The sequence below is a fragment of the Ruegeria atlantica genome, from assembly GCF_013032505.1.
GTDB lineage: Bacteria > Pseudomonadota > Alphaproteobacteria > Rhodobacterales > Rhodobacteraceae > Ruegeria > Ruegeria atlantica_F.
On record NZ_WQCG01000002.1, the window covers coordinates 777475 to 802613 of the forward strand.

The 25139-nt window shown below is 55.0% G+C and carries 22 protein-coding genes; 13 read left to right on the forward strand and 9 right to left on the reverse strand.

The features are described 5' to 3' along the window. Positions 1-72: 72 nt before the first annotated feature. The 4 genes from GOW92_RS10565 to GOW92_RS10580 all read right to left on the reverse strand — a co-directional run bounded on the left by GOW92_RS10565 (position 73) and on the right by GOW92_RS10580 (position 4415). Positions 73-795 carry an alpha/beta fold hydrolase gene (locus GOW92_RS10565; RefSeq protein ID WP_170560546.1) on the reverse strand — a complete coding sequence of 241 codons (723 nt, stop codon included), beginning with the start codon at positions 793-795 and terminating at the stop codon, positions 73-75. Continuing rightward, the gene (locus GOW92_RS10570; RefSeq protein WP_170560547.1) at positions 792-2333 is read right to left on the reverse strand and encodes an ABC transporter permease; all 1542 of its coding nucleotides are present in this window, start codon (positions 2331-2333) and stop codon (positions 792-794) included. The genes GOW92_RS10565 and GOW92_RS10570 overlap by 4 nt, the downstream gene beginning before the upstream one ends. After that, the gene (locus GOW92_RS10575; RefSeq protein WP_170560548.1) at positions 2330-3382 is read right to left on the reverse strand and encodes a quaternary amine ABC transporter ATP-binding protein; all 1053 of its coding nucleotides are present in this window, start codon (positions 3380-3382) and stop codon (positions 2330-2332) included. Before GOW92_RS10575 ends, GOW92_RS10570 begins: the two co-directional genes overlap by 4 nt. Positions 3383-3449: 67 nt before the next feature. Then, entirely contained in the window at positions 3450-4415 is a 966-nt protein-coding gene (locus tag GOW92_RS10580; protein WP_170560549.1) for an ABC transporter substrate-binding protein, read from the reverse strand. A 268-nt stretch (positions 4416-4683) separates the two neighbouring features. Between GOW92_RS10580 and GOW92_RS10585 the strand changes: the two genes are divergently transcribed. Next, positions 4684-5568: a LysR family transcriptional regulator gene (locus GOW92_RS10585; RefSeq protein WP_170560550.1), complete on the forward strand. Its 885-nt coding sequence runs from the start codon at positions 4684-4686 to the stop codon at positions 5566-5568. 45 nt (positions 5569-5613) lie between these two features. Here GOW92_RS10585 and GOW92_RS10590 read toward each other — a convergent pair whose 3' ends face one another. Both GOW92_RS10590 and GOW92_RS10595 read right to left on the reverse strand, forming a co-directional pair. After that, on the reverse strand, positions 5614-6327 hold the full coding sequence (locus GOW92_RS10590) for an aspartate/glutamate racemase family protein (protein WP_170560551.1): 714 nt from the start codon (positions 6325-6327) through the stop codon (positions 5614-5616). A gap of 3 nt (positions 6328-6330) precedes the next feature. Further along, positions 6331-7344: a D-cysteine desulfhydrase gene (locus GOW92_RS10595; protein ID WP_170560552.1), complete on the reverse strand. Its 1014-nt coding sequence runs from the start codon at positions 7342-7344 to the stop codon at positions 6331-6333. A gap of 104 nt (positions 7345-7448) precedes the next feature. Between GOW92_RS10595 and GOW92_RS10600 the strand changes: the two genes are divergently transcribed. Then, a complete protein-coding gene (locus GOW92_RS10600) occupies positions 7449-8357 on the forward strand; it encodes a LysR family transcriptional regulator (RefSeq protein ID WP_254452973.1) in 909 nt (302 codons plus the stop codon). 107 nt (positions 8358-8464) lie between these two features. Here the strand turns inward: GOW92_RS10600 and GOW92_RS10605 are convergent, their stop codons facing one another. Further along, positions 8465-9433, reverse strand: a complete 969-nt coding sequence (locus GOW92_RS10605; protein WP_170560553.1) for a LysR family transcriptional regulator — start codon at positions 9431-9433, stop codon at positions 8465-8467. A gap of 128 nt (positions 9434-9561) precedes the next feature. Here GOW92_RS10605 and GOW92_RS10610 point away from each other — a divergent pair, with 128 nt between their 5' ends. The 7 genes from GOW92_RS10610 (at position 9562) to GOW92_RS10640 (ending at position 18086) form a co-directional block, all read left to right on the forward strand. Beyond that, positions 9562-10569: a TAXI family TRAP transporter solute-binding subunit gene (locus tag GOW92_RS10610; protein ID WP_170560554.1), complete on the forward strand. Its 1008-nt coding sequence runs from the start codon at positions 9562-9564 to the stop codon at positions 10567-10569. 81 nt (positions 10570-10650) lie between these two features. After that, on the forward strand, positions 10651-12864 hold the full coding sequence (locus GOW92_RS10615; protein ID WP_170560555.1) for a TRAP transporter permease: 2214 nt from the start codon (positions 10651-10653) through the stop codon (positions 12862-12864). A 4-nt stretch (positions 12865-12868) separates the two neighbouring features. Then, positions 12869-14107: an NAD(P)/FAD-dependent oxidoreductase gene (locus tag GOW92_RS10620; RefSeq protein ID WP_170560556.1), complete on the forward strand. Its 1239-nt coding sequence runs from the start codon at positions 12869-12871 to the stop codon at positions 14105-14107. A 22-nt stretch (positions 14108-14129) separates the two neighbouring features. Beyond that, complete coding sequence (locus tag GOW92_RS10625; RefSeq protein ID WP_254452974.1) at positions 14130-14879, forward strand: aspartate/glutamate racemase family protein; 750 nt, start codon at positions 14130-14132, stop codon at positions 14877-14879. Between the two features lie 99 nt (positions 14880-14978). Beyond that, a complete protein-coding gene (locus GOW92_RS10630) occupies positions 14979-15707 on the forward strand; it encodes a TSUP family transporter (protein ID WP_170560557.1) in 729 nt (242 codons plus the stop codon). A 61-nt stretch (positions 15708-15768) separates the two neighbouring features. Beyond that, complete coding sequence (locus GOW92_RS10635; protein ID WP_254452975.1) at positions 15769-16740, forward strand: D-cysteine desulfhydrase family protein; 972 nt, start codon at positions 15769-15771, stop codon at positions 16738-16740. Positions 16741-17216: 476 nt separating this feature from the next. Continuing rightward, positions 17217-18086, forward strand: coding sequence for a bifunctional allantoicase/(S)-ureidoglycine aminohydrolase (locus GOW92_RS10640; protein ID WP_170560559.1), 870 nt, complete (start codon positions 17217-17219; stop codon positions 18084-18086). Here the strand turns inward: GOW92_RS10640 and bhcR are convergent. Next, on the reverse strand, positions 18067-18915 hold the full coding sequence (bhcR, locus tag GOW92_RS10645) for an HTH-type transcriptional regulator BhcR (RefSeq protein WP_170560560.1): 849 nt from the start codon (positions 18913-18915) through the stop codon (positions 18067-18069). The genes GOW92_RS10640 and bhcR overlap by 20 nt on opposite strands. 169 nt (positions 18916-19084) lie before the next feature. Between bhcR and bhcA the strand changes: the two genes are divergently transcribed. The 4 genes from bhcA (at position 19085) to bhcD (ending at position 23516) form a co-directional block, all read left to right on the forward strand. Further along, positions 19085-20275, forward strand: coding sequence for an L-aspartate--glyoxylate aminotransferase BhcA (gene bhcA / locus GOW92_RS10650; RefSeq protein ID WP_170560561.1), 1191 nt, complete (start codon positions 19085-19087; stop codon positions 20273-20275). Further along, positions 20275-21243, forward strand: coding sequence for a beta-hydroxyaspartate dehydratase BhcB (gene bhcB, locus GOW92_RS10655; RefSeq protein WP_170560562.1), 969 nt, complete (start codon positions 20275-20277; stop codon positions 21241-21243). Before bhcA ends, bhcB begins: the two co-directional genes overlap by 1 nt. Before the next feature lie 27 nt (positions 21244-21270). Next, positions 21271-22434, forward strand: a complete 1164-nt coding sequence (gene bhcC, locus GOW92_RS10660; protein WP_170560563.1) for a 3-hydroxy-D-aspartate aldolase BhcC — start codon at positions 21271-21273, stop codon at positions 22432-22434. 116 nt (positions 22435-22550) lie between these two features. Next, positions 22551-23516, forward strand: a complete 966-nt coding sequence (gene bhcD, locus GOW92_RS10665) for an iminosuccinate reductase BhcD (protein ID WP_170560564.1) — start codon at positions 22551-22553, stop codon at positions 23514-23516. A gap of 156 nt (positions 23517-23672) precedes the next feature. On the opposite strand, the gene GOW92_RS10670 is transcribed toward bhcD, so the two are convergent. After that, positions 23673-25097: a uracil-xanthine permease family protein gene (locus GOW92_RS10670; RefSeq protein ID WP_170560565.1), complete on the reverse strand. Its 1425-nt coding sequence runs from the start codon at positions 25095-25097 to the stop codon at positions 23673-23675. Between the last annotated feature and the right edge of the window lie 42 nt (positions 25098-25139).

Genomic DNA, 25139 nt, shown 5'->3' on the forward strand with positions numbered 1-25139 from the left:
GAACCCTAGATACGATGCATTCCGGCACATACGGAACCAAAACCACTGAGGTACTTTCGTTGACAAAACAATTCATCGGGCAGCAAAGAAATCGATCAACACTCTGTTGAATAACCCGGCTTTTTCCAGATGCGTCGCATGTGCAGATTCCGGGATCACCGCAAGGTTGGCGTTTGGAATAGACTGCCATAATTTTTCTGTTTGGCTCCATGGGTAGGTCCGGTCACGATCCCCCCAGATAACCAGCGTCTTGGTCGGAATAACCGACAGGTGTTCGACGCCACTCCAACAATGCATAGCATCCAAACCCGTAAGTATTGTTTGCAGGCTGCTTTGCTCAGCAATCGCAGCGCAGTCTTCATATGCCGCAGCCTTTTCGCGATCTAAAAACCAGGTTGCCGCAATCCGACGCGCCGTCGCTTGTGGTCCATCCTCACGGGCGCGCGTCTTTGAAGTATCAATGGTCTCAAACCGCCCTGGCAAGACGCCTACCGACCCGGTTCCGTATAGCACTAAGCGGTCAACACGCTCGGGTGCTCTGGCAATCATTTCCTGCACGACCATTCCGCCCATGGAGTGTCCAACAAGGTGGAACTTCTCGATGCCGCGCATCTTCAACTCGTTCAGCACCCAATCAGCGAAGCCCGAGATGCTGCAGAATGCATCAAGCTTCGCGTTTTCACCAAAGCCTGGCAGGTCCAGTGTGATGACCTTGTAAGCCGCCATAGCCTCAACCTGTCCCTGCCATTGCCGACTGCCGCCCAGGAACCCATGGACAAATACAACGGGTGTCATTTCCGGCCGCCCTGCACGATGCGATCCAGGATCATGGCACAGAACAGGATTGAGAACCCTGCAAGGATACCTTGCCCAACATTCGCATACTGCAACGCTTCCAGAACGTCCTCGCCCAGACCTTTGGCACCAATCAGCGACGCGACGACAACCATTGCCAGTGACAACATGATTGTCTGGTTGATACCCGCCCGAATAGAGGGGCTTGCCAGCGGCAAATCAACTTTGGTGAGCAAATACCATTTGTTGGCGCCAAAGCTGATCGCAGCCTCTCGCACGCTTTCGGGAACGCCACGCAACCCGAGTACGGTCAGGCGCACCACTGGCGTACCGCCAAAGATCATTGTGACAACAACCGCCGCGGGCTTACCAACGCCGAAAAACGCGATCACGGGGACCATGAAGACAAAAGCCGGCATGGTTTGCATGAAATCCATGATCGGTTGGATAAAGGCATAAAACCGAGGGCGTCGAGCGGCGAACATACCCAGCGGAATACCGATAACAATCGAAAGGCACGCGGCTGTGCCCAGCAATGCCAGCGTAGTCATGGCCCCTTCCCAGAAGCCCAGCAGGCCCATATAGGCCAGAAATGCACCCGAATAGATCGCTGTGCTGATGCCAGCGGTCAGCCAGGTCAACAGAATAATAAGGCTTGCAATCACGATCCACGGCGTCTGCACCAGTATGACCTCTAGCGCATCCAGCAATGTGCGGATGCCAAATGTAAGCCCGTCAAAGAAGGCCTCGCTATTACGCACGCACCAGGCGATGAAATCTTCCACCCATTTTATACTGGTCAGGCGAATATTGGGATCTGTCGGGAAATGGCTTAGCAGCGAGAAGCGGCCCGGAAAACTGTAATGCATCATCGCTGCTGCAACGATCAATGCCATGAATATCGCACTGAACACGATCTGTGACACCGGCATAGCCGAGCGGATAGAACGATCCGACAGCCAATCGGAAAACCGCGCCTCTAGCGCCCAATTTGCCACCTGCGACTGTATCAGCTTGGCGATGATCAGAATGATTAGACCAGTCAGAATGATGTAAGGACCTTCAGCGGCCATCGCCTCGGCTTCGGCCCGGATGCCGCCAATGTTTTCTTCAAGCGAATCCACTGTTCGCTGATAGACATCGATCTTGTCCGAGTTGCTTTCGATGGCTGCAGCCAACTGCTGACGTCGCAGCTCGAGCGTCCCTTCAATCGATGCGATGCGCTCCATCGCCTCGGCGGCAAGGTCGCCAAACATTCCCCGTGCAATTTGCACGTAAGCGATTGTTTCGAGGATCAGAAATGGCAGTGCCCATGACCACAAACCCCGTGCCCCGAACCAGACCGGCCCAAATATCCCGGCCATCAAATTGAAGGTCGGCGTGAAGCGGGACGATGCACCAATCTTGTCGAAGTTTCGGATGTAGTATTCAGGACTAGTGCGCACAAATGTTCGGATATTTTCGCGCCGCTCTTCGGCATAGGCCAGGGCTGCTTCGCTTTCGGTATCTTCCAGAGGGTTCACATCAGAGATACTCATGACACTTCGGTCCCTTCGATCACGGTGCGCAACAGGTCGGCACGGGTAATGACACCAACATCAATGCCACCGTCCTCCACCAGGATGGCGCTGCTGTTGTCGATCGCCAGATTGATCAGCGTGCTTAAATTTTCGGCCTCATTCACCCGGGGGGCATCTGCCGATAGCGGCCCATGCGCCGCAACATGTTCGGGTATCGGCCGCATGACCGCATGAGCGCGAACAACTTTGAGCCGCGATATACCCGCAACGAAGTCGGCCACATAGTCATCAGCAGGGTTCATGACGATGTCTTCAGCAGTTCCGATCTGAACCACCTTACCGTCGCGCATGATCGCGATCCGATTGCCGATACGAACCGCCTCGTCCAGATCGTGTGTGATGAAGATCGTGGTCTTTTTCAGGATCTTGCTCAGGCGAATGAATTCATCCTGCAATTGCCTTCGGATCAAAGGGTCCAGCGCCGAAAACGGCTCGTCCATCAACAACACATCCGGGTTGGCCGCCAGTGCACGAGCCAGGCCTACGCGCTGCTGCATACCACCGGACAGCTCATGTGCGAACTTTGATCCCCAGGCACCCAGTTCAACGATGTCGAGAATGGCAGCGGCTTGCCGCATGCGTTCGTTCTTGCTGACCTGCCGGATTTCCAATGGCATTGCGACATTGTCCAATACCGATCGATGCGGCATCAACGCAAAGTTCTGAAACACCATGCCAATCTTGTTATTGCGAAACTGCTGAAGCTCTTTCGGCCCCAGCGCCATTACATCGGTGCCCTCGATTTCGATCTTACCGGCGGTAGGTTCCAACAGCCTGTTGAAATGGCGGACCAGAGTGGATTTCCCGCTGCCTGACAAACCCATGATGCAGAAAATCTCGCCCCGGTTGACCGACAGGCTGACATCAGCGACGCCGACAACGCAGTTGTATTCGGCCAGAACCTGGGCCTTGTCCAATCCACGGTCACGGATTGCCTGCAGCGCCACCTCGGGCCTGCCCCCAAATATCTTCCAGACATTCGAGATTTCAATAACGGTATCGCTCATAGGTCCCCCAGAGATCTGCTTTTGGGCGGCGCCAACAGATGCCGCCACCCTGTTTCTGGAAGCTTGATCAGAGGCCCAGCCAAGCGTCGACACGATCAGGGTTCGCCTCGACCCACTCGCGTGCAACCTCTGCCGGATCACGGCCCTTGCCGCTGATTTCATAAGCAAAGCCGCTGACATCATCCGCCGTCAGGGCGAAATTTGCGAAGAAATCAGCAATCGCCGGGGAACGATCTGGCAGTGTGTTAGACCAAGCAATCTGAACATTCTTCAGAGCATCTTTGGTGGCAACACTGGATTTATTGTACCAATCCGGATCGTCCGAAGGCTGCACCATCACGTATTTTTCCGGGTCGAAAGTCGGCTCGCTCAACATCTGAACGTCAAACATGAACCAGACCGCGTGTGGCTTGTAGCAATAGAAGGCATAGCCTTCGCCTTTCGCGATGCTGTCCTTGATCCGCGCAGTTTTCACGCTCTCCTCGGCACGTACCGGTTCGATAAAATCAAGCAGACCATAGTCGCGCGTTTTGACTTCGTTCACATTCGCTGAAGCCCAGCCAGGCGCACCGATCCACATCTCACCTTTGCCATTGCCGTCACTGTCCATCAGTGCGGCAACATCGGGGCGACCAAGATCAGCGATGTCGGTGATGTTGTTGGCTTCACCAAAATCCTTGCTGACGCAGAAGCCCTGATTGCCCTCATAAGGGTTCGACGACAAAGTTACCGTGCCCGCTTCGTCCACGTATTTCTTGGTAAAACTTTCCTGATTGGGCAGCCATACATCGGGATGGACGTCGATATCGCCCTTACCCTGATCCATCGCCTGAAAGATCGTCGCGTTGTTGCCGGGCACATATTCCACTTTGCCACCGATACGCATTTCCACGACCGCGCCAAGCACGTGCGCGATGGCCTGCGCTCCGGTCCAGGATGGCACACCGATTTTGACCTCTTCGGCCGCAAATGCCGGCATCGCATAGATGCTGACCGCAGCCGCCATGCCGAGCGTTTTTAGGTTGGTTCTCATGGTCTTCTCCTCTGTTGAAATGCGCCGTATTTCGGCGTCGTTTTTCCGTCGTTCGACTTTCCTATTGCGCAATAGGGTCGTGCCAACGTGCCGTTGGCTGCAACTTCGGACGGAAGGCTAAAAAGAGGACCAACCGCCAGACCCTGCCTAAAAGTCTAGATCAATTGCTTTTCTGAGAGCCAATTCAAACATTTCATCAAACTATTCTTTTTTTGCATAATTTTCGGTATGCTGACGTGGCGCGTCTGTTGACTTGTTGGAGCACACATTGGATCTGAATTGGCTACGAGACTTTGAATGTCTTGCCCGGACCTTGAACTTTACTCGCGCGTCCGACGAGCGGAATATCACGCAATCCGCATTCAGCCGTAGGATCAAGGCGTTAGAAAGCTGGGTTGGGTTGCCTCTGGTCAATCGAGCCACATACCCCGTGCAACTGACTGAAGCCGGCAAACAATTCCTGCCCGTTGCCCTAACGGCAATTTCGCAACTGTCAGAATCCCGCCAATCCTTGCGGGACGCAGACCGAGGCGATAGTCGGTTCATCCGATTTTCGGTGCTTCACACCATCGCGGTTAATTTTTTGGCGGCACGCATAGAAGAGCTGCAGAAACAAATCCCAGATCTGCGGACGCGTGTCCTGTCTGATTCCTTGAGCACCTGTTGTGATCTTCTGATCGAAGGAGCGGTGGATATCCTGCTGTGTTATTATCATCATTCAGTCTCGCCGATGATTGATGAGGCCGCATTTGAGCGGAAGGATCTAATAAAGGACCGTCTGGTGCCTGTTGCGGCTGTTGACCCGGCGCGCGCTAATGGGTGGGATTTAAACAGACAGAATGGCCCGCCGATCCCGTATCTGGCATATGACCGATCTTCGTTTCTGGGGATGGTCGTTGAAAACACCATTGATCGGAAATCCCTAAACAGCGAGACGATCTATGTCGATAGTCTTGTCGAAACGATCAAGCGGCGTTTGATGACTGGCAGCGGATTTGCCTGGATGCCCGAGACGGCGATTTCGTCGGAACTGGATCAGGGATTGCTGGTACCGATCGGTGACGACGCGTGGTGCGCCACAATGACGATCTCGGCGTTTTCCAATCCAGCCGCCTTTGACCAGACCGCACATCAGCTTTGGGAGCGTTTGTAGCAGCGAAAATCCCTGGCAACCCACTGCTCAGCAAGGCGCGGCTTCCTATTCCACCCCGCCAAGTCGGCCCGTTTGAGAAAACTCAACGATCGCGCCAACCAACAGACCTATCGTATCGACGGCCTTGCTCTTGTCCGCGACGCTATCGGCAATAAGAGAAAACTCCGAGCAGGCGACAAGTTGAAGATCAGCTCCTGCGTTTACCAACTCTTTCGAGGCTGCTCGCAGTATTTCGCGCGCCGCGTTACTCGGACCGCCGACTTTAATCTTGCGTATTGCTGCCAACGCTTTGTGATCATCCATAGGCCAGATAGCCGTTAACCCACGCGCTTGCAGAGCCGTTTCGAACAGGCATGTACGGCGAACTGCGGGTGAGGCAAGCATGCCGACACAACCACCTGATCCCAGCAGGCTAGCTGCGTGATCCGCCGCCAACTCAATCATATTTAGCAACGGAATGTTCACAGCATCAGTGATCGCATTGGCATAGTGATGTGCCGTATTGCAGGGCATTGCCAGTGCCGTGGCTCCGGCGCCTTGAAGGCGACGGGCCATTGCGCCCAGCGTTGGCCCCGGATCTTCTCCGCTCTCATCAATCAGATGAGCGATCCGCGATGGCACCTGCGGATTCATATCAATCAAAAGTGGGATGTGATCGCGGTCATCACGTACCGGCACCGCCTCTAACAGCTTTCGCTGGAGGAGAATGGTGGCCTCGGGTCCCATCCCACCAAGAATGCCGATTGGGCGCAAAGTCATTGCTCAGATATTAACCCATCGGTTTTTGTGGTCGAAGGCAAAGTCATAGCCACCCAGCGCCGCCGCGCCGCCAGTGTGGAGGAATACAACCCGCTGGTCTTTGAATTCCCCTTTACGCGCCAGATCTATCAGACCTGCTGCGCCTTTTGCTGAGTAACAGGGGTCCAAAAGAATACCCTCCAATTCAGCAAACATCTGGATCGCTTCGATGCCGCTTTCCGTCGGCAGACCATAGCCTTCGCCCACATAGTCGGTATTGGCTATCACGTCTTCACGCTTTACCACCCCCGGGCAACCCAGCTTTTCCGATGTTTTACAGGCGAGGTCATAGACCATTTGTTCCTGTTTTGGCTGAGGTGCTCTTGTTCCGATTCCCAGCACCGGCACCTGCGCGTTCATAGCGCACATTCCTGTCACCAACCCGGCCTGCGTCCCCGACGAACCGGTTGCGTGCAACAGCCGATCTATTCTTAATCCACTGTCATTGGCTTGACCCAAAAGTTCAAAAGCCGCGTTTACATAGCCAAGCGCCCCGGTCGGATTCGATCCGCCTCCAGGAATGACATAGACATTGCGGCCCTCGGCTCGCTTCTTCTCAGCGGCTTTCTCCATTTCGCCTGGCATGTTGTGACCGCCGGGAAACTTCTCGGTTGTCGCGCCGTGCAGATGATCCAGCAGAACGTTACCGTTGGTGTTGTAGTTTCCGTCCTGATAGCCGGTGCGGTCTTCCAGCAGGATATGGCAATCAAGACCTAGCTTGGCAGCGAAAGCGGCAGTTTGGCGACCGTGGTTGGTTTGAGTGGCCCCTTGGGTCATGACCATATCGGCGCCCAGCGCTTCCGCCTCGGCCATCAGGAATTCCAGCTTGCGGGTCTTGTTGCCGCCGGTTGACATGCCGGTGCAATCGTCGCGTTTAATCCAGATTTCCACACCCAGTTCTTTTGACAACCGCTTCATCGGTTCAAGCGGCGTGGGAAGATGGGCGAGGTGAAGGCGGGGGAAGCGGGCGAGATGCATATCATGGCTCCTAATATTGATTTCCGACAACTTACCCCCTTAAATACAGCGCTTCTAATTCGAAATTTGGGCCATATGTTGTAGAAATTGCATATTATTGACAGTTGAGGTATCTGACCCTTATGCGTCTGGAATGGATCGATGACATACTGGCTGTGTTGGATAGCGGATCGCTGACCCGTGCTGCGGACAAACGGTTACTGACCCAATCCGCCTTTACCCGTCGGATACGGCTTATCGAAGACAATATCGGTGCGACCCTGTTTGATCGTCGCCGCAAACCCGTATCTCTGATGCCGGGTGTTCAGGCTTTGGAACCTGAGCTGCGTGAACTGAGCATGCGGCTGCACAAACTTCGGCATACTATGAAAACTGCGAGCGATCACGCGAGCAAATCTCTGTCCCTGGTGTGCCAACATGCTCTCACGACAACCGTTTCACCAAAAGTTGTCCGGGCTTTGACCGCAAATAACGATATCTCGGTACGGGTGCGATCCGGAAATCAGGACGAATGCCTGTTGCAACTGATCTCAAAACAGGTCGATTTCGCTATCATGTACACGATCTCGGACGGCAGAGCGCACGACCTTGAAAATGCGTTCGAGGCCAAGACGCTTGGCACTGATACTCTGATCCCGGTTTGCGTCCCTGAAATGCGCCGGGAAGTGGCTGGCGAAGCCATTCCTGCGATCATCTACCCGCCTGATGTCTTCCTTGGGCAGGTGTTTTCCCGATTGGTCGCGCCACGCTTACCTGAAAAGGCGACAATCGTCTCCCGAGCAGAGACAGCGCTGACGCTAGCGATGCTGCAATATGCCGTGGATGGAATTGGCGTCGCATGGTTGCCTAACTCTTTGGCTGCCAATTCGCTTGCCGAGGGGCGACTTGTTCGCGTTGACGCCCTGCCTGCACAAGCACTTACAATCAGAATGGTCCGATTGGCCGGGGCGCAGTCAGATTACAATGAACAAGTATGGAAACGCCTTGCCGGGCAATTACCGAACTTTTGGTAACCCCAAAACCTGAAGGTTTCGCAACAGCCCCCGTTGGTTGGCCTGCCGTAAAGTTGTCAAGGCCCCCCCCTCTTTTCCGTTAGTCTTCGGGTCGAAAGATAAGTATTTTAATTCTGTTCAGCCGCCGCTTCGTCAACACAGATCGCCCGCGGGTTTGCTTTCACCGCTTCCAATTTCCCTATCACTTCGGCTTTCCAGCCTGCTTTTATCTGTATGGCCAATTGGGACGGTGGCCGGTGATCCGGTTCGAGGATGGCATACTCATATCTTAGCGGTTTATCGAAGGGCAAAAACACGAGCTTTCCGTTGGATAGATTAAGTTCGCGTTCGGTCGCGACTGTAAGAGGATCAACGATGCTGCAACACTGCCCCGAACTGACAAATGGGATGAGAGGCAGAAAGTATTGGCAGGTTACGGTCTGATTGTATTCGGCAGAAACCTCTTCAAACACCTGACGAACTTTTCGTTGGAACGGGTGTGAAGGATGCAGACCACCCATTGGCGTACCGTCAAGATCCGATAGAGCCAGGCTATCGCAAGACGAAAGAGGATTTTCGCGATCAACCGCACAAAAACAATCCGCCCGGATTAACTCGGCAGAATACTGGGGTTCTTTACCAGTCGAATGCTCGAAGTCCGCAAAGCCGAAGTCGATGTTCTGAGTCCCCGCAAGCTCCATGATCTGCGGTGAACTGCGTGTGGAAAGTGTGATACGAATATCGGGGTTTTCACCTACTGATTGGCTGATGAAACGTGGGAACAAAAAGGCGGATGGGCCAGGCATCGTTGCAATATTCAGGCTTCCGGCGTGCCCTTTGATCAGCCCTTCCATCGTGTGCGAGATTGTAGCAAGGCGGTCCAGAATACCCGTAGTTTCGGCTAAGAGATAATGCGCCTCGGGGACAGGTACCAATCGTCGTCCCTTACGTTCGAACAACGTCAGGCCGAGAGTCTTTTCAAGGTTTTTCAACGCAAGACTAATCGCGGGCTGCGTGCGGTTTAGCTTTTTGGCGGTTTGAGAGATGGAGCCGGTTTCCATCACCTCTCGAAATACGGTCAGCTGAGTCAGGTTCATATCCCGATCATAAGCAAAACTTTAATTTTGTGAAATATAACAAATTTGTATTTATGTAATTTGTCTCTACGCTTGCAGGATCGAAGTTTGGGCAAACCAAATCCGAGGATCCAACAAAGGAGATGACAATGAAATTTGTGAAATGCCTGGCTGGTCTGGCCTTGGCGGGCGCGTTGGCCGCACCCGCGCTGGCGCAGAACCCGACTTTTTTCCGTATTGGCACCGGTGGCGCTGGCGGCACCTACTTCCCCATCGGCGGAACCATCGCAAATGGAATCTCCGCGCCTCCGGGCTCACGCCCCTGCGAAGAAGGCGGCCAGTGCGGGGTTCCGGGCCTGATCGCGATTGCGCAATCCACCACTGCGTCGGTATTCAACAATGCTGCCGTTCAGAATGGAGAGCTTGAGGCCGGTCTGGCCGCGGCCGACGTGACCCGCTCAATGTATCTGGGTGAAGGTAAGTTCGAAGGCAAACCCCACCCAAAGCTGCGCATTGTCGCTAATCTGTTCCCCGAAGACTTGCATCTGGTGCTGCCAGCGGGCCAGACAATTGGCAATCTGGGCGACCTTGAAGGCAAGCGCGTAGGTATCGCGCAAGCGGGTTCAGGTACACAGGTTGCGGTTCTGCAAATGCTGGACGCCTGGGGTGTGAACCGCGACAACATGGATGAGGCCGAACTGAACAACAGCCAAAGCGCAGAGCGTCTGGCCGACGGTCAGCTTGACGCCTATTTCTATGCCGCAGGCTGGCCGGTGGCCGCGATGGTACAACTGTCCTCGACCAAAGGTATGAACCTGCATTCGTTCAGCGACGAAGATCTGGCGAAGATCAACGAGATCATTCCAGCCTATATCCCCTCGGCCATTCCGGGCGGTGTCTATGAAGGGATCGACGCCGAGACCAAAACCCCCGCGGTCAGCGCGATGCTGGTTGTATCCTCAGATTTGTCTGACGAACTGGTCTATGAGCTGACCAAAGCCCTGTGGAACGACAACACCCGCAAGCTGCTGGATAACGGCCATGCTAAGGGCAAGCAGATCACTGCTGAGACAGCGCTGGACGGTGTCGAGGCGCTGGGTGTTCCACTGCATCCGGGCGCTGAGAAGTTCTATAAAGAAGCCGGACTTCTTCAGTAATTCAGCCTTACACAGCTTAAACGTCCGGTGTCCCATCTGGGGCACCGGGTACTCGAAATACGCGTAATCAGGGGGGCCATCATGTCCGAGACACAGAAACTTGATGACCACGAGCTGACAGCCGAAGAACTGGCTGCCATCGAAGAACAATTCGACGAAGGTGCCGCCGTCCGGCAGGTTACACCGACGACCGGCAAGGTTCTGCGTGTCGTTGCCCTGATCTTTGCATTCTATGAATTCTTCACCGCCGGGTTCGGCCTTCCAGCTGATCACTGGCACATGGGCATCTACTTGGCCCTGCTGTTCATTCTGGTCTACGCGACAATCCCGATTATCGGGGCCAAAAGCCTCTATGCACTCAAGGTCAGCCGGTTCCGCATCGGCAACATCCCTCTTTACGATCTGGTCTTTATGGCGCTGGGGATCGTGGCGGCCCTGTATGTGGGCGTCGCCTGGCGCGGTATTCCGCTTCTGGGGATCGAGGAACAGACGTTCCGCATGGGTAACCCCAACACCTATGACGTGGTTTTGGGCGTGATCATCATCCTTCTGGTGCTGGACATCGCGCGCCGCACGCTGGGCTGGGTGCTACCGCTGATCATCTGTGTCTTCATCTCATATGCGCTGCTGGGGCCGTACTTCCCCGGATTGCTGCAGCATCCCGGCGTGAACTTCAAAACTTTCGTATCGTCGATGTACTTCCCGCAGGAGGGCATCTACGGCGTCACCCTTTGGGTTGTTTCCACCATCGTTTTCCACTTCGTGTTGTTCGGCGTGATCGCGCAGCGCACAGGATTAGGACAGCTTTTCATCGATAACGCCACGATTTTGGCGGGCCGTTATACCGGCGGTCCGGCAAAAGTGTCGGTGGTATCCTCGGCCTTCTTCGGCACGATCTCGGGTTCTTCGGTGGCCAACACCGTTTCGACCGGCGCGCTGACAATTCCCAACATGAAGCGCCTTGGATACCCCGGCCATTTTGCGGGCGGGGTCGAGGCTGCGTCGTCGGCCGGTGGGCAGATCACTCCGCCGATCATGGGGGCGGCCGCCTTCATCATGGCCGAGTTCCTCGAGGTTCCCTATACCACCATCGTAATCGCGGCGATCTTCCCGGCTATACTGCACTATGTCGGCGTTTTTGCTGTGGTGCACTTAATGGCGCGCAAGCTGAACCTGAAAGGTCTGGCCAAAGACCAACTGCCGCAGCTCAAGGCTGTCTGGGCAGAGGGTTGGGCCAATATTGTGCCTCTGATCGGATTGCTGGTGGTTTTGTTCACTGGCTACACACCCTTCATGTCGGCCTTCTGCGGCATATCGCTGGCGGTGATCGCGGGCATGTCGCGCATCAAGCAACCGCCAACACTGATCTATGCGGCGGCGTTCCTTGCTTTCGTGCTTTGGAAGTTCTCTGATGGCGGATTCGATCTGACCATGACGGCCATTCTTTGCGGCCTGTCAGTGATCGCTACACTGAACCCCCAGAAACGGATCGAAGTGCCCGAGATGCTGCAGGCGGTCGAACTGGGCGTAAAGTACTCGCTGGCCGTGGGTGCTGCGGCTGCTGCGGTAGGTATCGTGGTGGGTGTGATCAACACGACCGGTATCGGGTTCCGCATCGGGTTCATGGTGACGCAGGGCGCAGGCAATCTGGCGTCGGATCTGTACAACATGATCTCGTTCGGCAGCTTCCAGCTATTTGCGATGGAAGACCTGCAATTGTTCATCTCACTGGTCTTCATCGCCGTCGTCTGCATTCTGATGGGTGCTGGCATACCAACCACAGCGCTGTATATCATGCTGGTATCGGTAGCGCAGCCTGCCTTGGCGCAACTGGGCGTTCCACCAATCGCCAGCCATCTTTTCGTGCTCTACTATGGCGTGGTGTCCGAGATTACGCCGCCGGTTTGTACGTCAGCTTATGCGGCGGCGGCCATTGCCAACTCGAACCCATTCCGAACCGGATTGTCGGCCTTTACGCTTGGGCTAGGTAAAGTGATCGCCCCAATGGCCTTCGTCTACGCGCCAGTTCTGCTGTTTGTGTCCTCAACCGGGTTTAACCTGTGGGAATTCACCTATACCGCAACAAGCTGTATTGCCGGTGTCATTGCTCTATCGGCCGCAGTTGTGGGGTATTGGCTGAAACCCATGAACATTGCGTCGCGGATACTGATGGCGATTGCGGGGATTATCTTTGTTGCGCCTAGTCTGACGGCAGATCTGATCGCGCTGGCCATGGCCTCACCGGTCATTGTCACCCAACTGATCGCCCGCAATCGCAGTCACTCACCGGCCTGAAACGATGACAGAGAAAGTGACCATCATCGGCGCAGGGATCGTCGGCATTTGTTGCGCTTTGTCGTTACAGGAACGCGGTATTCCGGTTCGGTTGATTGATCGTGGTGAACCAGGTCAGGAAACATCGTTTGGCAATGCAGGTGTCGTCTCGCCGTGGTCAATAATTCCTCAAGCGATGCCAGGTATATGGAAATCACTGCCCCGGATGCTGCTGGATCCAAATAGCGCGCTTTCGGTCAGGCCCGGCTATTGGCCTAAAATGATCACTTGGGGGCTGCGGTTTCTGGGAAACTCCGGCGAAAGGTCAGTGCGCGAAATCTCGGACTCGATGGAGCTCTTGTGCCGCCCTTCCATCGACTTGTATCGTTGCCACCTTCAAGACACCGGTCACGAGAACCTAATCACCGACAGCTACTATATTCACGCTTTTCGTCACCAGAAACAGGCGGATCTGAACGGGCTTGGATATCTGATCCGTCAGGAAAAAGGAGGCGATCTGGAGCTTGTCGATGGTACGGGGTTGCGCCTTCTCGAACCTGCGCTGTCAGAAGAATTCAAAGCCGCAATCGTGATAAAAGGACAGGCACGCGTAACTTCGCCGGGACGTGTGGGGGCAGTTCTGGCGGAAAAATCGCGCGCACAGGGCGCTGAAATTGTCAGAACAGAAATCACCAGTCTGTCTGCGGCCGAAGATGGCAGTTGGCAGTTGGCAACCTCGCAAGGCACGCTGCGTGCCGCTAACGTTATCCTCGCGGCTGGCGTTTGGTCTGCCGACCTGCTGAAACCACTAGGATTGCCTGTGCCGCTTGTGGCCGAGCGGGGCTACCATGTCGAATTCCCGACCCCCTCGACCCAATTGAACAATTCGGTCATGGATGTAGATGCAAAAGTCGTCGCAAGTTCAATGCAGGGTGGCCTGAGGGTCGCTGGCACAGCCGAATTTGCCAGCGTCGATGCTCCTGCTGATCGGCGCAAGAAAGCAATACTGACCAAACAGGCCAAAGCTATGGTGCCGGGCCTTGATACCGGAGAGGCACAATTTTGGATGGGGCGGCGGCCATCCTTTCCGGACAGTTTACCGGCGATTGGACCAGTTGACGGTAGGGAAGGGCTCTTTACCGCGTTCGGGCATTCTCACTACGGGTTGATGATGGCCCCAAAGACCGGCGAACTTGTCGCCGATATTGTGTCTGGTCGCAGCCCAAACATCGATCTGGCCCCGTTTTCTCTGGCCCGGTTTTAAAGTTTCAAATCAGAAGGATCCGATGACAATGCCAATCTACAATGGTGGTCAGAACATTTGCGGGGCGTCAATCGGTGTTCTGTGCCTCGAAAGCTATTTCCCAAAACCGCCGGGTCACATCAAGAACCCTTCCAGCCTGCCATTCCCGGTCCTGTACGAAATGATCGACGGAGTAACTGTCCCGACATTGCTGAACAACCCTACACCCGAATTGCTGGCTCCGTTCATCCAAGGCGCCAAGCGGCTTGAGGCCGAAGGTGTGCGAGCGATCACCGGCAGTTGCGGTTTTTTGGCCTTGTTTCAAAAAGAGTTGGCCGCTGCGGTTTCGGTACCCGTCTTTGCCTCTAGCCTGATCCAAGTGCCGCTAGCGTTTCACATGACCGGGGCCAGCGCGCCGGTGGGCGTGCTTACTGCGGATGCCTCCGCATTGACGCCTCGGCATTTCGACGGCGTTGGCGCAGCAGGTATCCCTGTAGCAGTGAAGGGATTGGAAGGCACCTCAGAATTCGCAGAAGTGATCTTAAGGAACACACGGACCCGAATGGATACCGATCTAATCGAAGCCGAAGTCTTGGATGCAGCTCGTTGTCTGGTTTTAGAAACTCCGAACATTCGGTCATTGGTATTGGAATGCACGGACCTGCCGCCTTATGCATCGCGTCTTCAGGAAGAACTGAAGCTCCCTGTATTTGACCTGACCACATTGGCGCAAATGGCGCACGCTGTGACGACCCGAGTGCCATATTCCGGATTGATGCCATGGCAGCGCTGACGACGCCGAACCGTCAGTGAAGGAGAATGGAATGGACCACGGTCGGAAACTCAGGATATCTGGGCCGTGCAAAATTACCTTGGTCCATAGGAGTTTTGAGTGCCCGTTGACCTGTCCATCCTGATGATTGCCATCTGCCTTGGCGCAATGCTGCAAGTCGGCGTCGGGATCGGCTTCAGCATCATTGCGGGGCCGCCCATGATGATTTTGCTTGGCACGGCGACGGCAGTTCCCGTTTTGCTGTTGCTGAACACTATTGTTTCTGTGGTCGCGACGGACCGACATATTCTCAGGAACAACCGTCAGCTCATTCGCACCGCGGTCATCGGATGCTGTGTCGGTGTGGCCGTTGGCCTCGTCGTTTATCCCCTTTTGAGCGAGTCTTTTGTTCTTGCGCTAACGGCCTGCCTATTGCTGATCGGGTTGATAACGACCCTGCTCCCATTGCGGAGTTCAATTGGCGGCGCTGGGTTTTCAGTCGTCACTGGGCTGTCCGGACTTGCAACGGTTTGGGCGGCGACACCGGGCCCCCTTATGGTTTTCGGTCTGATTGCTAAAGGCCGTTCCCCCAAGGAAGTAGCGAAACTGGTTCAACCGATAGCGTTGGTGGCATACGGCATAGCTTTTTTGTTGCACAGTTTGTCCGAAGCCCAAGCAATCTCATATGAACCGAAGTTAATTGGGTTCGTTGCGATTACTTTGATCGGCAGCGTAATTGGTCGTGCAGCAGGCCCTTACTTACCACAGCCGATCGTCATCGCAGTGATCCGCGTGGTTTCCTTAATTGCCTGCTGCGTTCTGTTCCATCGGGCTTTTTCAATGGCTTAACCTTAAAGGTTATAAGATGACACGAAACAACAACTTGCACAGATTTCCACGTGCCAAACTTATGTCGGGCCCAACCCCTTTGGAGCGTTTGGACAACTTGTCGGCAGAACTGGATATCGACCTCTGGTTAAAACGTGATGATCTGACTGGGCTTAGCTTTGGTGGCAACAAAACACGGCAGCTTGAATTCTATCTCGGAGATGCGTGTCAACAAGGTGCCGATACCATTCTGATCACTGGCGCCGTTCAATCCAACTTCGTTCGATCTGCGGCCTCAGCGGCAGCCAAACTGGGTATGCAATCCGTCCTGCAGTTGGAAGAACGTGTCCCTGAAATGGGCGCAGAGTACTACTCGTCCGGCAATGTACTCCTGGCTCAGATCTTAGGGGCCGAACATATGAGTTACCCCGAAGGTGAGGACGAAGCCGGAGCGGATGCGGCCCTTCATGCGCGCGCAGATGAACTGAAAACCGAAGGTCACAAACCGTATGTTATTCATCTGGGGCTGGGCCATCCGCCCTTGGGCGCCTTGGGCTATGTCGTTGCCGGACAAGAACTGTATCAGCAAATGCCCGATTTCGACGCGGTCGTTGTCCCATCAGGCAGCGGAGCAACACACGGGGGTTTGCTGACCGGGTTGGCGTTGGAAGACTGCGCTGCTTCAGTGTTTGGGATATGCGTGCGCAGGGATCGTGAGAAGCAGCAGACTCGAATGAAAATCGTGCTACAGAAACTTGCGGACTTGCTTAATATCGATGCAGGGCTTCTACAGGAAAAGATCGAAGTATTTGATGACGCCTTACCGCCCGGGTATGGCAAAGTTAATGAAGTAACCCGTTCTGCTTTGAAGAAAATGGCCCGCACCGAAGGGGTCTTCCTCGACCCGGTATATTCTGCAAAAACTTTCGCTGGCTTGCTGAGTTTGGTTGAAGGCGGGAAAATCAAACCGGGCGATAGGGTCGTTCTGCTGCACACAGGCGGGTTGCCCGCACTCTTCGGTTATCAAAATGAACTGATGAACAGCCCAACCTGAGGCGCGAGCAGACTAAATCCGACACAAAGCTCCGCTTGCCTGCATATTTGGAATCCTAAGAAATATCGGAATCCGAAGGGTACCATGGCTGTCTACGGCGACCTTGCTCGCTCGGTGCAGGATCGCGGCCCGGCTTGAATATTCAATGCTAGTCGAGAAGTTCTTGCTCACCGGCGCCAATTTCCGCCAAAGCATTTTCGACTGAGGCACCTGCAAAGTAGATAAATTGGACGCCCCACCCTCACACCCCGATTGCTCCATGCTCTCTCGGCGATACAAGTCGATCCGTTTGGAAGGCTAGCGCACTGATGACGTCGACCATCTGATTGCAGATTGGAACCTCCGAGTAGTTCCATTCGTTCGACCACGCGGATTTTTCAAATCTTTTCGAATAGTGCTGCTGCATTTTTGCGGGTGGTCCACACAATCCGCCCGGCGCATATTTTCGAATGCATGGTATTTCTTCAGGAGCATACATGAGCACCAAGTATTTCGCACCAAGCGGCGGACACCCCGGTCAGGAACAACTGTTGACTGATCGCGCTGTTTTTACTGACGCTTATGCCGTGATCCCGAAGGGGACGATGCGGGATATCGTGACCAGCTTTCTGCCGTTTTGGGATGATACACGTTTGTGGGTAATTTCGCGTCCTCTCAGCGGGTTTGCCGAAACCTTTTCGCAATACATCATGGAAGTTCAACCCGGTGGTGGCTCTGACCGGCCTGAGGTCGATCCCGAGGCCGAAGGTGTTTTGTTTGTCGTTGAAGGCACCGCGACACTTGTCGCGGAAGGCACAACCTATGAACTGACGCCCGGGGGCTACGCCTACCTACCCCCCGAGAGCGACTGGACCCTGCGAAACCGAGGCGACGAAATCCTGCGTTTCCATTGGATCCGAAAGGCCTATGAAGCCGTAGAGGGCCTTGATACCCCCGACGTACTTGTTCTCAATGAAAACGACATCGCTCCAACAACAATGCCAGGCACAGATGGCAAGTGGGCGACAACGCGATTTGTAGACCCCAGCGATCTGCGCCACGATATGCATGTGACCGTGGTGACGTTTGAGCCCGGCGCCGTCATCCCCTTTCTTGAAACTCATGTCATGGAACACGGTCTATATGTTCTGGAAGGCAAGGCGGTCTACCGTCTGAACAATGACTGGGTTGAGGTAGAGGCAGGTGACTATATGTGGCTGCGCGCGTTCTGCCCACAGGCTTGCTATGCAGGTGGCCCGGGCAAGTTCCGTTATCTGCTTTACAAAGATGTGAATCGGCATATGGCACTGCGACCGGGGCCTGCCGTCTACCCGCAGCACAGACGCGTCAGGGCTGCTGTGGAGTAATCGTTCCACCAATCGCCAGCGTTAACTGTTGAGCCGCCTCCATGACGGGGCGGCTTAGTCTTTCAATCTCACTTTCGCTTACGCGGCTTGTCGGCCCAGACACTGAAATCCCTGCAACCGCCTCCCGATTGATATCGAAGACCGGCGCCGCAATACATCGCATACCCATATTCTTCTCTTCGTTGTCCACTGAGAAGCCCTGCGCCCTTACTGCCGCGAGATCCTTTTTCAACGCTTCCGGATTGGTAATCGATCTATCCGTAAAAGCCTGCAGCTCCAAGTTGGTCAACAGCCGGTTCAACCTGTCGTCATCCATAAAGGCCAGTAGTGCTTTACCGATCCCTGATGCGTGCATTTGCGACAACGTGCCAGGCGGAAAGAACGCCCGTATGCTGGCATGTGTTTCCACCTGACTCAGAAATAGCACAAAGCCCTCTTTCTCCACCCCCAGATTGGCGGTCTCGCCAGTGGCCTCCATGAGTTTCCGCATGACTGGTCTGGCCCGATCCACAAGGCTGGTGCGACGTAGGAAACGTGAACCAATTACGAACGCGCGCGGACCGATGTGCCAGACTTGCTCTTCGTGATCAAATTCGACGAGCCCCCTGCCTTCAAGCGTCACGAGTATTCGATAAACAGTGGCTGGTGACTGCCCCATTTCATCGGACAGCGCGGTCAATGCCTTTCCCTGCGCTTCGCTCAGATACTCAAAAACTTCCATCGCTCGGTCGAGGGATTTGATTGTATTCTGCGCCGTCTTATCGTCCCACCCCCGTGGCCTCCCACGGGCTTTTCGGCGGGTTCTGAGTGTATTTTCTTGAGAATCCATAAAAACCCTCCAATCTTTAGTGAAAGACGTATTCATCATATGAAAAATATAAGCTACTGACAACTATAAATTAATTCTTCACTTGAGTGTTTTGAAAGTCATTTTCAAAAATATATCGGACTGATGGGTAGGAGTTTATTGTGTGGTCAACGACGGAAGGAGACCATCCATGAGCTTTCAAAATCCCGTTTTCATCCCGGGCCCGACCAATATCCCTGAAAGCCTGCGCAAGGCCTGCGATATGCCCACGATTGACCACCGCTCGCCGCTGTTCGGGCAGATCTTGCATCCCGCGCGCGCGGGTGTGCAAAAAATTCTGAAAAGCGACAGCGCCGAAATCTTCATCTTCCCGTCGACTGGGACCGGAGGCTGGGAAACTGCTTTGACCAACACCCTTTCCGCCGGCGACAAGGTTCTGGCCGTGCGCAATGGCATGTTCAGCCACCGCTGGATCGACATGTGCCAACGTCACGGGTTAAATGTCGAGATTGTCGAAACCCCTTGGGGCGAAGGGCTGCCGGCCGATCGTTACGAAGAGATTCTAAGCGCCGACACAAACCATGAGATCAAGGTTGTTCTTGCCACGCACAACGAAACGGCAACCGGTGTAAAATCGGATATTGCGGCCGTACGCAAGGCACTGAATGCTGCCGGTCACCCGGCCATGCTGTTCGTTGATGGCGTTTCATCAATCGCGTCCATGGACTTCCGTTTTGACGAATGGGGTGTCGACGTTGCCGTTACGGGTTCGCAAAAAGGGTTCATGCTAACCGCGGGTCTGGCCATTGTCGGCTTCAGCCAGAAGGCAATGGAGGCAACAAAAACGGGCACCCTTCCCCGCACCTTCTTTGATGTGCATGACATGGCGAAGGGCTATGCCAATAACGCCTATCCTTACACGCCTGCAGTTGGCTTGATGAACGGCCTCAATCAGGCCTGTGATATGCTGCTGAGTGAAGGTCTGGAAAACGTTTTTGCCCGGCATAACCGTATTGCTGAAGGTGTTCGCGCGGCAGTAGGCGCCTGGGGACTGGAGCTTTGTGCAGCCAACCCGTCGGTGTATTCTGATACCGTTAGCGCGATCCGCACGCCGAACGGCTTCAACGCAACGGACATCGTGACCCATGCCGCCGAAAAATACGGCGTTGCGTTCGGAGTTGGCCTTGGTGAGGTTGCGGGCAAGGTATTCCGCATCGGACACCTAGGCAGCCTGACTGACGTTATGGCTCTGTCCGGGATCGCCACCGCTGAAATGTGCATGGCCGATCTGGGCCTTAACATTCAACTGGGTTCGGGCGTGGCCGCGGCGCAAGAATACTATCGTGGTCATCCAGCGGCGGTTCAGAAGGACGCCGCATGATGAAGGATTACAACATGTACATCCCAACGTATGAGGACATGCTCGCGGCGCATGATCGGATCAAACCTTTCATCCGCCGCACACCGATACGAACTTCGGACTATTTGAACGAGCTGACCGGGGCGCAACTGTTCTTCAAATGTGAGAACTTTCAGGAACCGGGCGCATTCAAGGTACGCGGTGCGACCAATGCGGTCTTCGGCCTTGATGACGAGCAGGCCAAGAAAGGCGTCGCGACACATTCTTCGGGAAACCACGCCTCGTGCCTGTCCTACGCTGCAATGAAACGGGGCATTCCCTGTAACGTGGTCATGCCGCGTACTGCGCCACAGGCAAAGAAAGATACGGTTCGTCGCTATGGCGGTAAGATCACGGAATGTGAGCCCTCCACCTCGTCGCGCGAAGCGACCTTTGCCGAGGTTCAGGCCGCCACAGGTGGCGATTTCGTCCATCCCTACAACGATCCCCGTGTGATCGCGGGGCAAGGCACATGTTCGCGCGAGCTCATCGAACAAACCGATGGCCTGGACGCGGTGGTTGCCCCCATCGGTGGCGGTGGAATGGTGTCAGGCACCTGCCTGACCCTATCCAACCTTACCCCGGAAACCGCGATTATTGCGGCTGAACCGGAACAGGCTGACGATGCCTATCGCAGCTTCAAGGCTGGGCACATCATCGCGGATGACGCACCAAAGACAATTGCCGACGGGCTGCTGGTGCCGCTGAAGGACCTCACGTGGCACTTTGTGTCGAACCACGTATCCGAGATTTACACGGCCTCAGAGCAAGAGATCATCGACGCGATGAAACTGACGTGGAAACACCTGCGGATCGTGATGGAACCATCCTCGGCCGTTCCGCTGGCCACAATCCTGAAGAACCCGGACGCATTCAAAGGCAAGCGTGTCGGCCTGATCATAACCGGGGGCAATGTCGATCTGGACAAGCTGCCCTGGCTGAACGCGTGACATCAATCCCGACATAGGAATACGGAAATGAAAGATATGACCAATCTCGACAATTTCGAAGTAGGCTATGACATTCCGGCCAAGCCCGGAATGGATGAAGCAGATATCCAGACCCCTAGCCTGGTGCTGGATCTCGATGCGCTTGAGCGCAACATCAAGAAGATGGGCGATTATGCCAAGGCCCACGGCATGCGTCACCGCGTGCACGGGAAAATGCACAAGTCGGTAGACGTGGCCAAACTGCAGGAGAAACTCGGCGGTGCTGTCGGTGTCTGCTGTCAGAAGGTTTCCGAGGCCGAAGTTTTCGTTCGCGGCGGCATCAAGGACGTTCTCGTGTCGAACCAGGTGCGCGACCCGGCCAAAATCGACCGTCTTGCCAGCCTGCCAAAACTGGGCAGCCGCATCATCGTTTGTGTCGATGATCTGGACAACGTCGCGGATCTTTCGGGAGCGGCCGTCGATCACGGAACTCAGCTGGAGGTCTTCATCGAAATCGACTGCGGTGCTGGTCGGTGCGGCGTCACTACAACGCCTGCAGTGATCGAAATCGCCAAAGCGGTTGAAGCTGCCGAAAACCTGAAATTCGCAGGCATCCAAGCTTATCAGGGCGCAATGCAGCACCTCGACACCTATGAGGCGCGCAAAGAGAAGCTCGACACCGCAATCGCGATGGTGAAAGACGCCGTAGAGGGCCTCAAGGCAGAAGGCATTGAGTGCGAACTGGTCTCGGGCGGCGGCACTGGTTCCTACTACTTCGAGTCCAACTCGGGTGTATACAACGAGCTGCAGTGCGGGTCTTACGCTTTCATGGATGCTGATTACGGCCGTATTCTAGACAAGGACGGCAATCGGATTGATCAGGGCGAGTGGGAAAACGCTTTTTTCATTCTAACCAGCGTCATGAGCCACGCCAAGGCGGACAAAGCCATCGTCGATGCAGGTCTTAAAGCACAGTCCGTCGACAGTGGACTACCGGTTGTCTTTGGCCGCGACGATGTCGAGTACATCAAGTGCTCGGACGAACATGGCGTTGTCATGGACCCGAACGGTGCACTCAAGGTTAACGACAAGCTCAAGCTGGTGCCGGGGCACTGCGACCCGACCGCAAACGTGCACGATTGGTATGTCGGCGTTCGCAACGGCAAGGTCGAAGCCGTCTGGCCCGTGTCTGCCCGCGGTCGCGCCTATTGAACCGAGCAAATTCAAGGCAAGAAAATTTGGCTCGAATGTAGCCTGATAGTCGCCCGTGTGCCTTCCCTCCCTTCGGGAAAAGCACGCGGGCGCACGAATTCTGAGTGGAGAAAAATATGCTGATCGTTCCCGAGCGCGAGATCGCTGACTTGATGACCCGCCAAGCGGCCTTTGATGCCGTTGAAAAGGTCTTTGCTGCAATGGCGTCTGGCGATGCCTACAACTTCCCCGTCGTGCGCGAAGCCATCGGGCATGAAGATGCTTTGTATGGTTTCAAAGGTGGGTTTGACCGCGCCGGCCTGACACTTGGCCTGAAGGCGGGCGGCTACTGGCCAAACAACCTGGAAAAACGCGGACTCATCAATCACCAGTCCACGGTGTTTCTTTTCGACCCCGACACGGGGAAGCCTTCGGCGATGGTTGGCGGCAACCTTCTAACGGCCCTGCGTACCGCCGCCGCGTCTTCGGTATCGATCAAACACCTCGCTCGTGCCGACGCCACGGTCATCGGTATGATCGGCGCAGGGCACCAGGCAGCCTTTCAGCTGCGCGCGGCGCTGGAACAACGGAAGTTTGAAAAGGTCATAGGCTGGAATTACCACCCCGAGATGCTGCCGAATATCGAGAAAGTGGCGAATGAAGCCGGTGTTCCATTTGAAGCCGTCGAGCTTGATGGCATGTCCGAGGCAGACGTGATCATCTCGATCACCTCGGCATTCGCGCCATCGCTGATGGCAGAACATGTCGGCCCCGGAACTCATGTCGCCTGTATGGGAACGGATACCAAAGGCAAGCAAGAGGTGGAGGCAGCTCTGTTGGTCAAAGCGACGGTGTTTACCGACGAAGTCGCTCAATCTGTTACCATCGGTGAGGCACAGCACGCTGTTGCGCAGGGCCTGATCAAAGAAAGCGATGTTGCCCAGCTTGGCGCGGTCATCAACGGCACAAACCCGGGTCGGACATCGGGCGATCAGATCACCCTGTTCGACGGTACGGGGGTAGGTCTTCAGGATCTCGCAGTCGCTGCATCTGTCGTTGATCTTGCCGTTCAAAAAGGGATCGCAATCAAGGTCGATTTTTAGCGGAGAACAGTGACAACCGAGCCTGTTTCGAACCGACACGTACGGCTGCAGATTAAACCCCGGCGAAAAAGTTCTGTAACAAAAAGAAGCGGCGCGCAAAAGCGCGCCGCTTTGAATTTTTTGCAGCGGTCCCTGCGAGGGACCGGCCACGTTTCATCAGACGTGATCGTCTTTTCCAATGGAGCCGAGGCCATGTCCTGCCATACCGCCTGAAACCTCTTCCGTGGCTTCGTCAGAAAGCTCTTCGGGAAGCACCAAGTTCAGGATAATGGCGATGACTGCAGCAGGTAGAATACCCGAAGTCGCCAGGACCTTAAATGTACCGGGCAGATACTGAAGAGCACCTGGTTCCAGCTGTAATCCCAACCCAAGGCTCAGGGAAATCGCAAAGATTACCATGTTGCGGCGGTTCCAGTTCACGTCCGACAGCATCGAAACACCTGCTGCAACCACCATTCCAAACATAACGATGACACCGCCGCCGAGAACCTCGATTGGGATCGACGAAATGATTGCGCCAATTTTTGGAACCAGCCCGCAAACAATAAGAAAGATTGCTCCGATGGTAACGACCATACGGCTCATGACCCCGGTCATAGCAATCAATCCAACATTCTGACTGAACGACGTATTTGGCAAAGCACCAAAAAGGCCAGAGATCGCGGTGCCGATACCATCAGCATAGGTCGCTCCTTCAATCTCCTTGTCCGTTGCCTCGCGTCCGGCACCGCCTTTGGTGATACCTGACACATCGCCGACAGTTTCAACCGCAGAGACAAAAGACATCGCACAGAAACCGATGATGGCGGCGACCGAGAATTCAATGCCGAAGTGCAGCGGGTTCGGCAAGGCGAACGAGGCCGCTCGACCAACGTTGCCCAGGTTGACCTGACCCAAAGCAAAGGCCACTGCGTAGCCGACCAACAAGCCAATCAGAACGGCCGACACCGACAGCATCCCCCGCGCAAAGAACTTCAGACCAAGGGTTACGACGATCACAATTCCCGCCATGAACCAGTTCAGACCAGAGCCGTATTCCTCAGTTCCTATCGCAGGTACTCCGCCGGCAGCGTACTGAACGCCCACTTTTACCAACGCCAAACCGATCATTGTCACCACAAGACCTGTAACCAGCGGCGGAAGCGCAAAGCGAATACGGCCTATGAACAGCCCGAGGAAAGCATGGAATAAACCACCGACGACAACTCCGCCCATCAAAACAGCAATGGCATCGACGCCTTTTCCCACCACGAGCGGAATCATGATCGGGATGAAGGCAAACGAAGTTCCCTGCACGATAGGCAGCCGGGCACCAACGGGGCCCACACCAATGGATTGAAACAGCGTGGCGACGCCTGCAAAGAACATCGACATCTGAATCATGTAGATCATTTGCGGAAAATCGGGACTGTTTGAACCGAACCCGAATCCGGCTGCGCCACATACGATAATGGCCGGCGTGACGTTGGACACGAACATCGCCAGCACATGCTGAATTCCCAGTGGCACCGCCTTTACCAGCGGCGGATTGTAGTTCGGATCGCGGAGTTGTTCCGGCGTTCCGATGGATGCATCTGACATTTGGTCTTTCCTCCCTTGAGATACGTTGTCGGCTCCTCTTCC

What these genes read in the sequence shown, in the direction of transcription:
- GOW92_RS10640 (WP_170560559.1), top strand. Translation starts at nt 17,217, where the DNA reads ATGAGCACCAAGTATTTCGCACCAAGCGGCGGACACCCCGGTCAGGAA.
- GOW92_RS10610 (WP_170560554.1), top strand. Translation starts at nt 9,562, where the DNA reads ATGAAATTTGTGAAATGCCTGGCTGGTCTGGCCTTGGCGGGCGCGTTG.
- GOW92_RS10605 (WP_170560553.1), bottom strand. Translation starts at nt 9,433, where the DNA reads ATGAACCTGACTCAGCTGACCGTATTTCGAGAGGTGATGGAAACCGGC.
- GOW92_RS10595 (WP_170560552.1), bottom strand. Translation starts at nt 7,344, where the DNA reads ATGCATCTCGCCCGCTTCCCCCGCCTTCACCTCGCCCATCTTCCCACG.
- bhcC (WP_170560563.1), top strand. Translation starts at nt 21,271, where the DNA reads ATGAAAGATATGACCAATCTCGACAATTTCGAAGTAGGCTATGACATT.
- bhcR (WP_170560560.1), bottom strand. Translation starts at nt 18,915, where the DNA reads ATGGATTCTCAAGAAAATACACTCAGAACCCGCCGAAAAGCCCGTGGG.
- GOW92_RS10565 (WP_170560546.1), bottom strand. Translation starts at nt 795, where the DNA reads ATGACACCCGTTGTATTTGTCCATGGGTTCCTGGGCGGCAGTCGGCAA.
- bhcB (WP_170560562.1), top strand. Translation starts at nt 20,275, where the DNA reads ATGAAGGATTACAACATGTACATCCCAACGTATGAGGACATGCTCGCG.
- GOW92_RS10625 (WP_254452974.1), top strand. Translation starts at nt 14,130, where the DNA reads ATGACAATGCCAATCTACAATGGTGGTCAGAACATTTGCGGGGCGTCA.
- bhcD (WP_170560564.1), top strand. Translation starts at nt 22,551, where the DNA reads ATGCTGATCGTTCCCGAGCGCGAGATCGCTGACTTGATGACCCGCCAA.
- GOW92_RS10670 (WP_170560565.1), bottom strand. Translation starts at nt 25,097, where the DNA reads ATGTCAGATGCATCCATCGGAACGCCGGAACAACTCCGCGATCCGAAC.
- GOW92_RS10580 (WP_170560549.1), bottom strand. Translation starts at nt 4,415, where the DNA reads ATGAGAACCAACCTAAAAACGCTCGGCATGGCGGCTGCGGTCAGCATC.
- GOW92_RS10575 (WP_170560548.1), bottom strand. Translation starts at nt 3,382, where the DNA reads ATGAGCGATACCGTTATTGAAATCTCGAATGTCTGGAAGATATTTGGG.
- GOW92_RS10615 (WP_170560555.1), top strand. Translation starts at nt 10,651, where the DNA reads ATGTCCGAGACACAGAAACTTGATGACCACGAGCTGACAGCCGAAGAA.
- bhcA (WP_170560561.1), top strand. Translation starts at nt 19,085, where the DNA reads ATGAGCTTTCAAAATCCCGTTTTCATCCCGGGCCCGACCAATATCCCT.
- GOW92_RS10620 (WP_170560556.1), top strand. Translation starts at nt 12,869, where the DNA reads ATGACAGAGAAAGTGACCATCATCGGCGCAGGGATCGTCGGCATTTGT.
- GOW92_RS10570 (WP_170560547.1), bottom strand. Translation starts at nt 2,333, where the DNA reads ATGAGTATCTCTGATGTGAACCCTCTGGAAGATACCGAAAGCGAAGCA.
- GOW92_RS10635 (WP_254452975.1), top strand. Translation starts at nt 15,769, where the DNA reads ATGTCGGGCCCAACCCCTTTGGAGCGTTTGGACAACTTGTCGGCAGAA.
- GOW92_RS10590 (WP_170560551.1), bottom strand. Translation starts at nt 6,327, where the DNA reads ATGACTTTGCGCCCAATCGGCATTCTTGGTGGGATGGGACCCGAGGCC.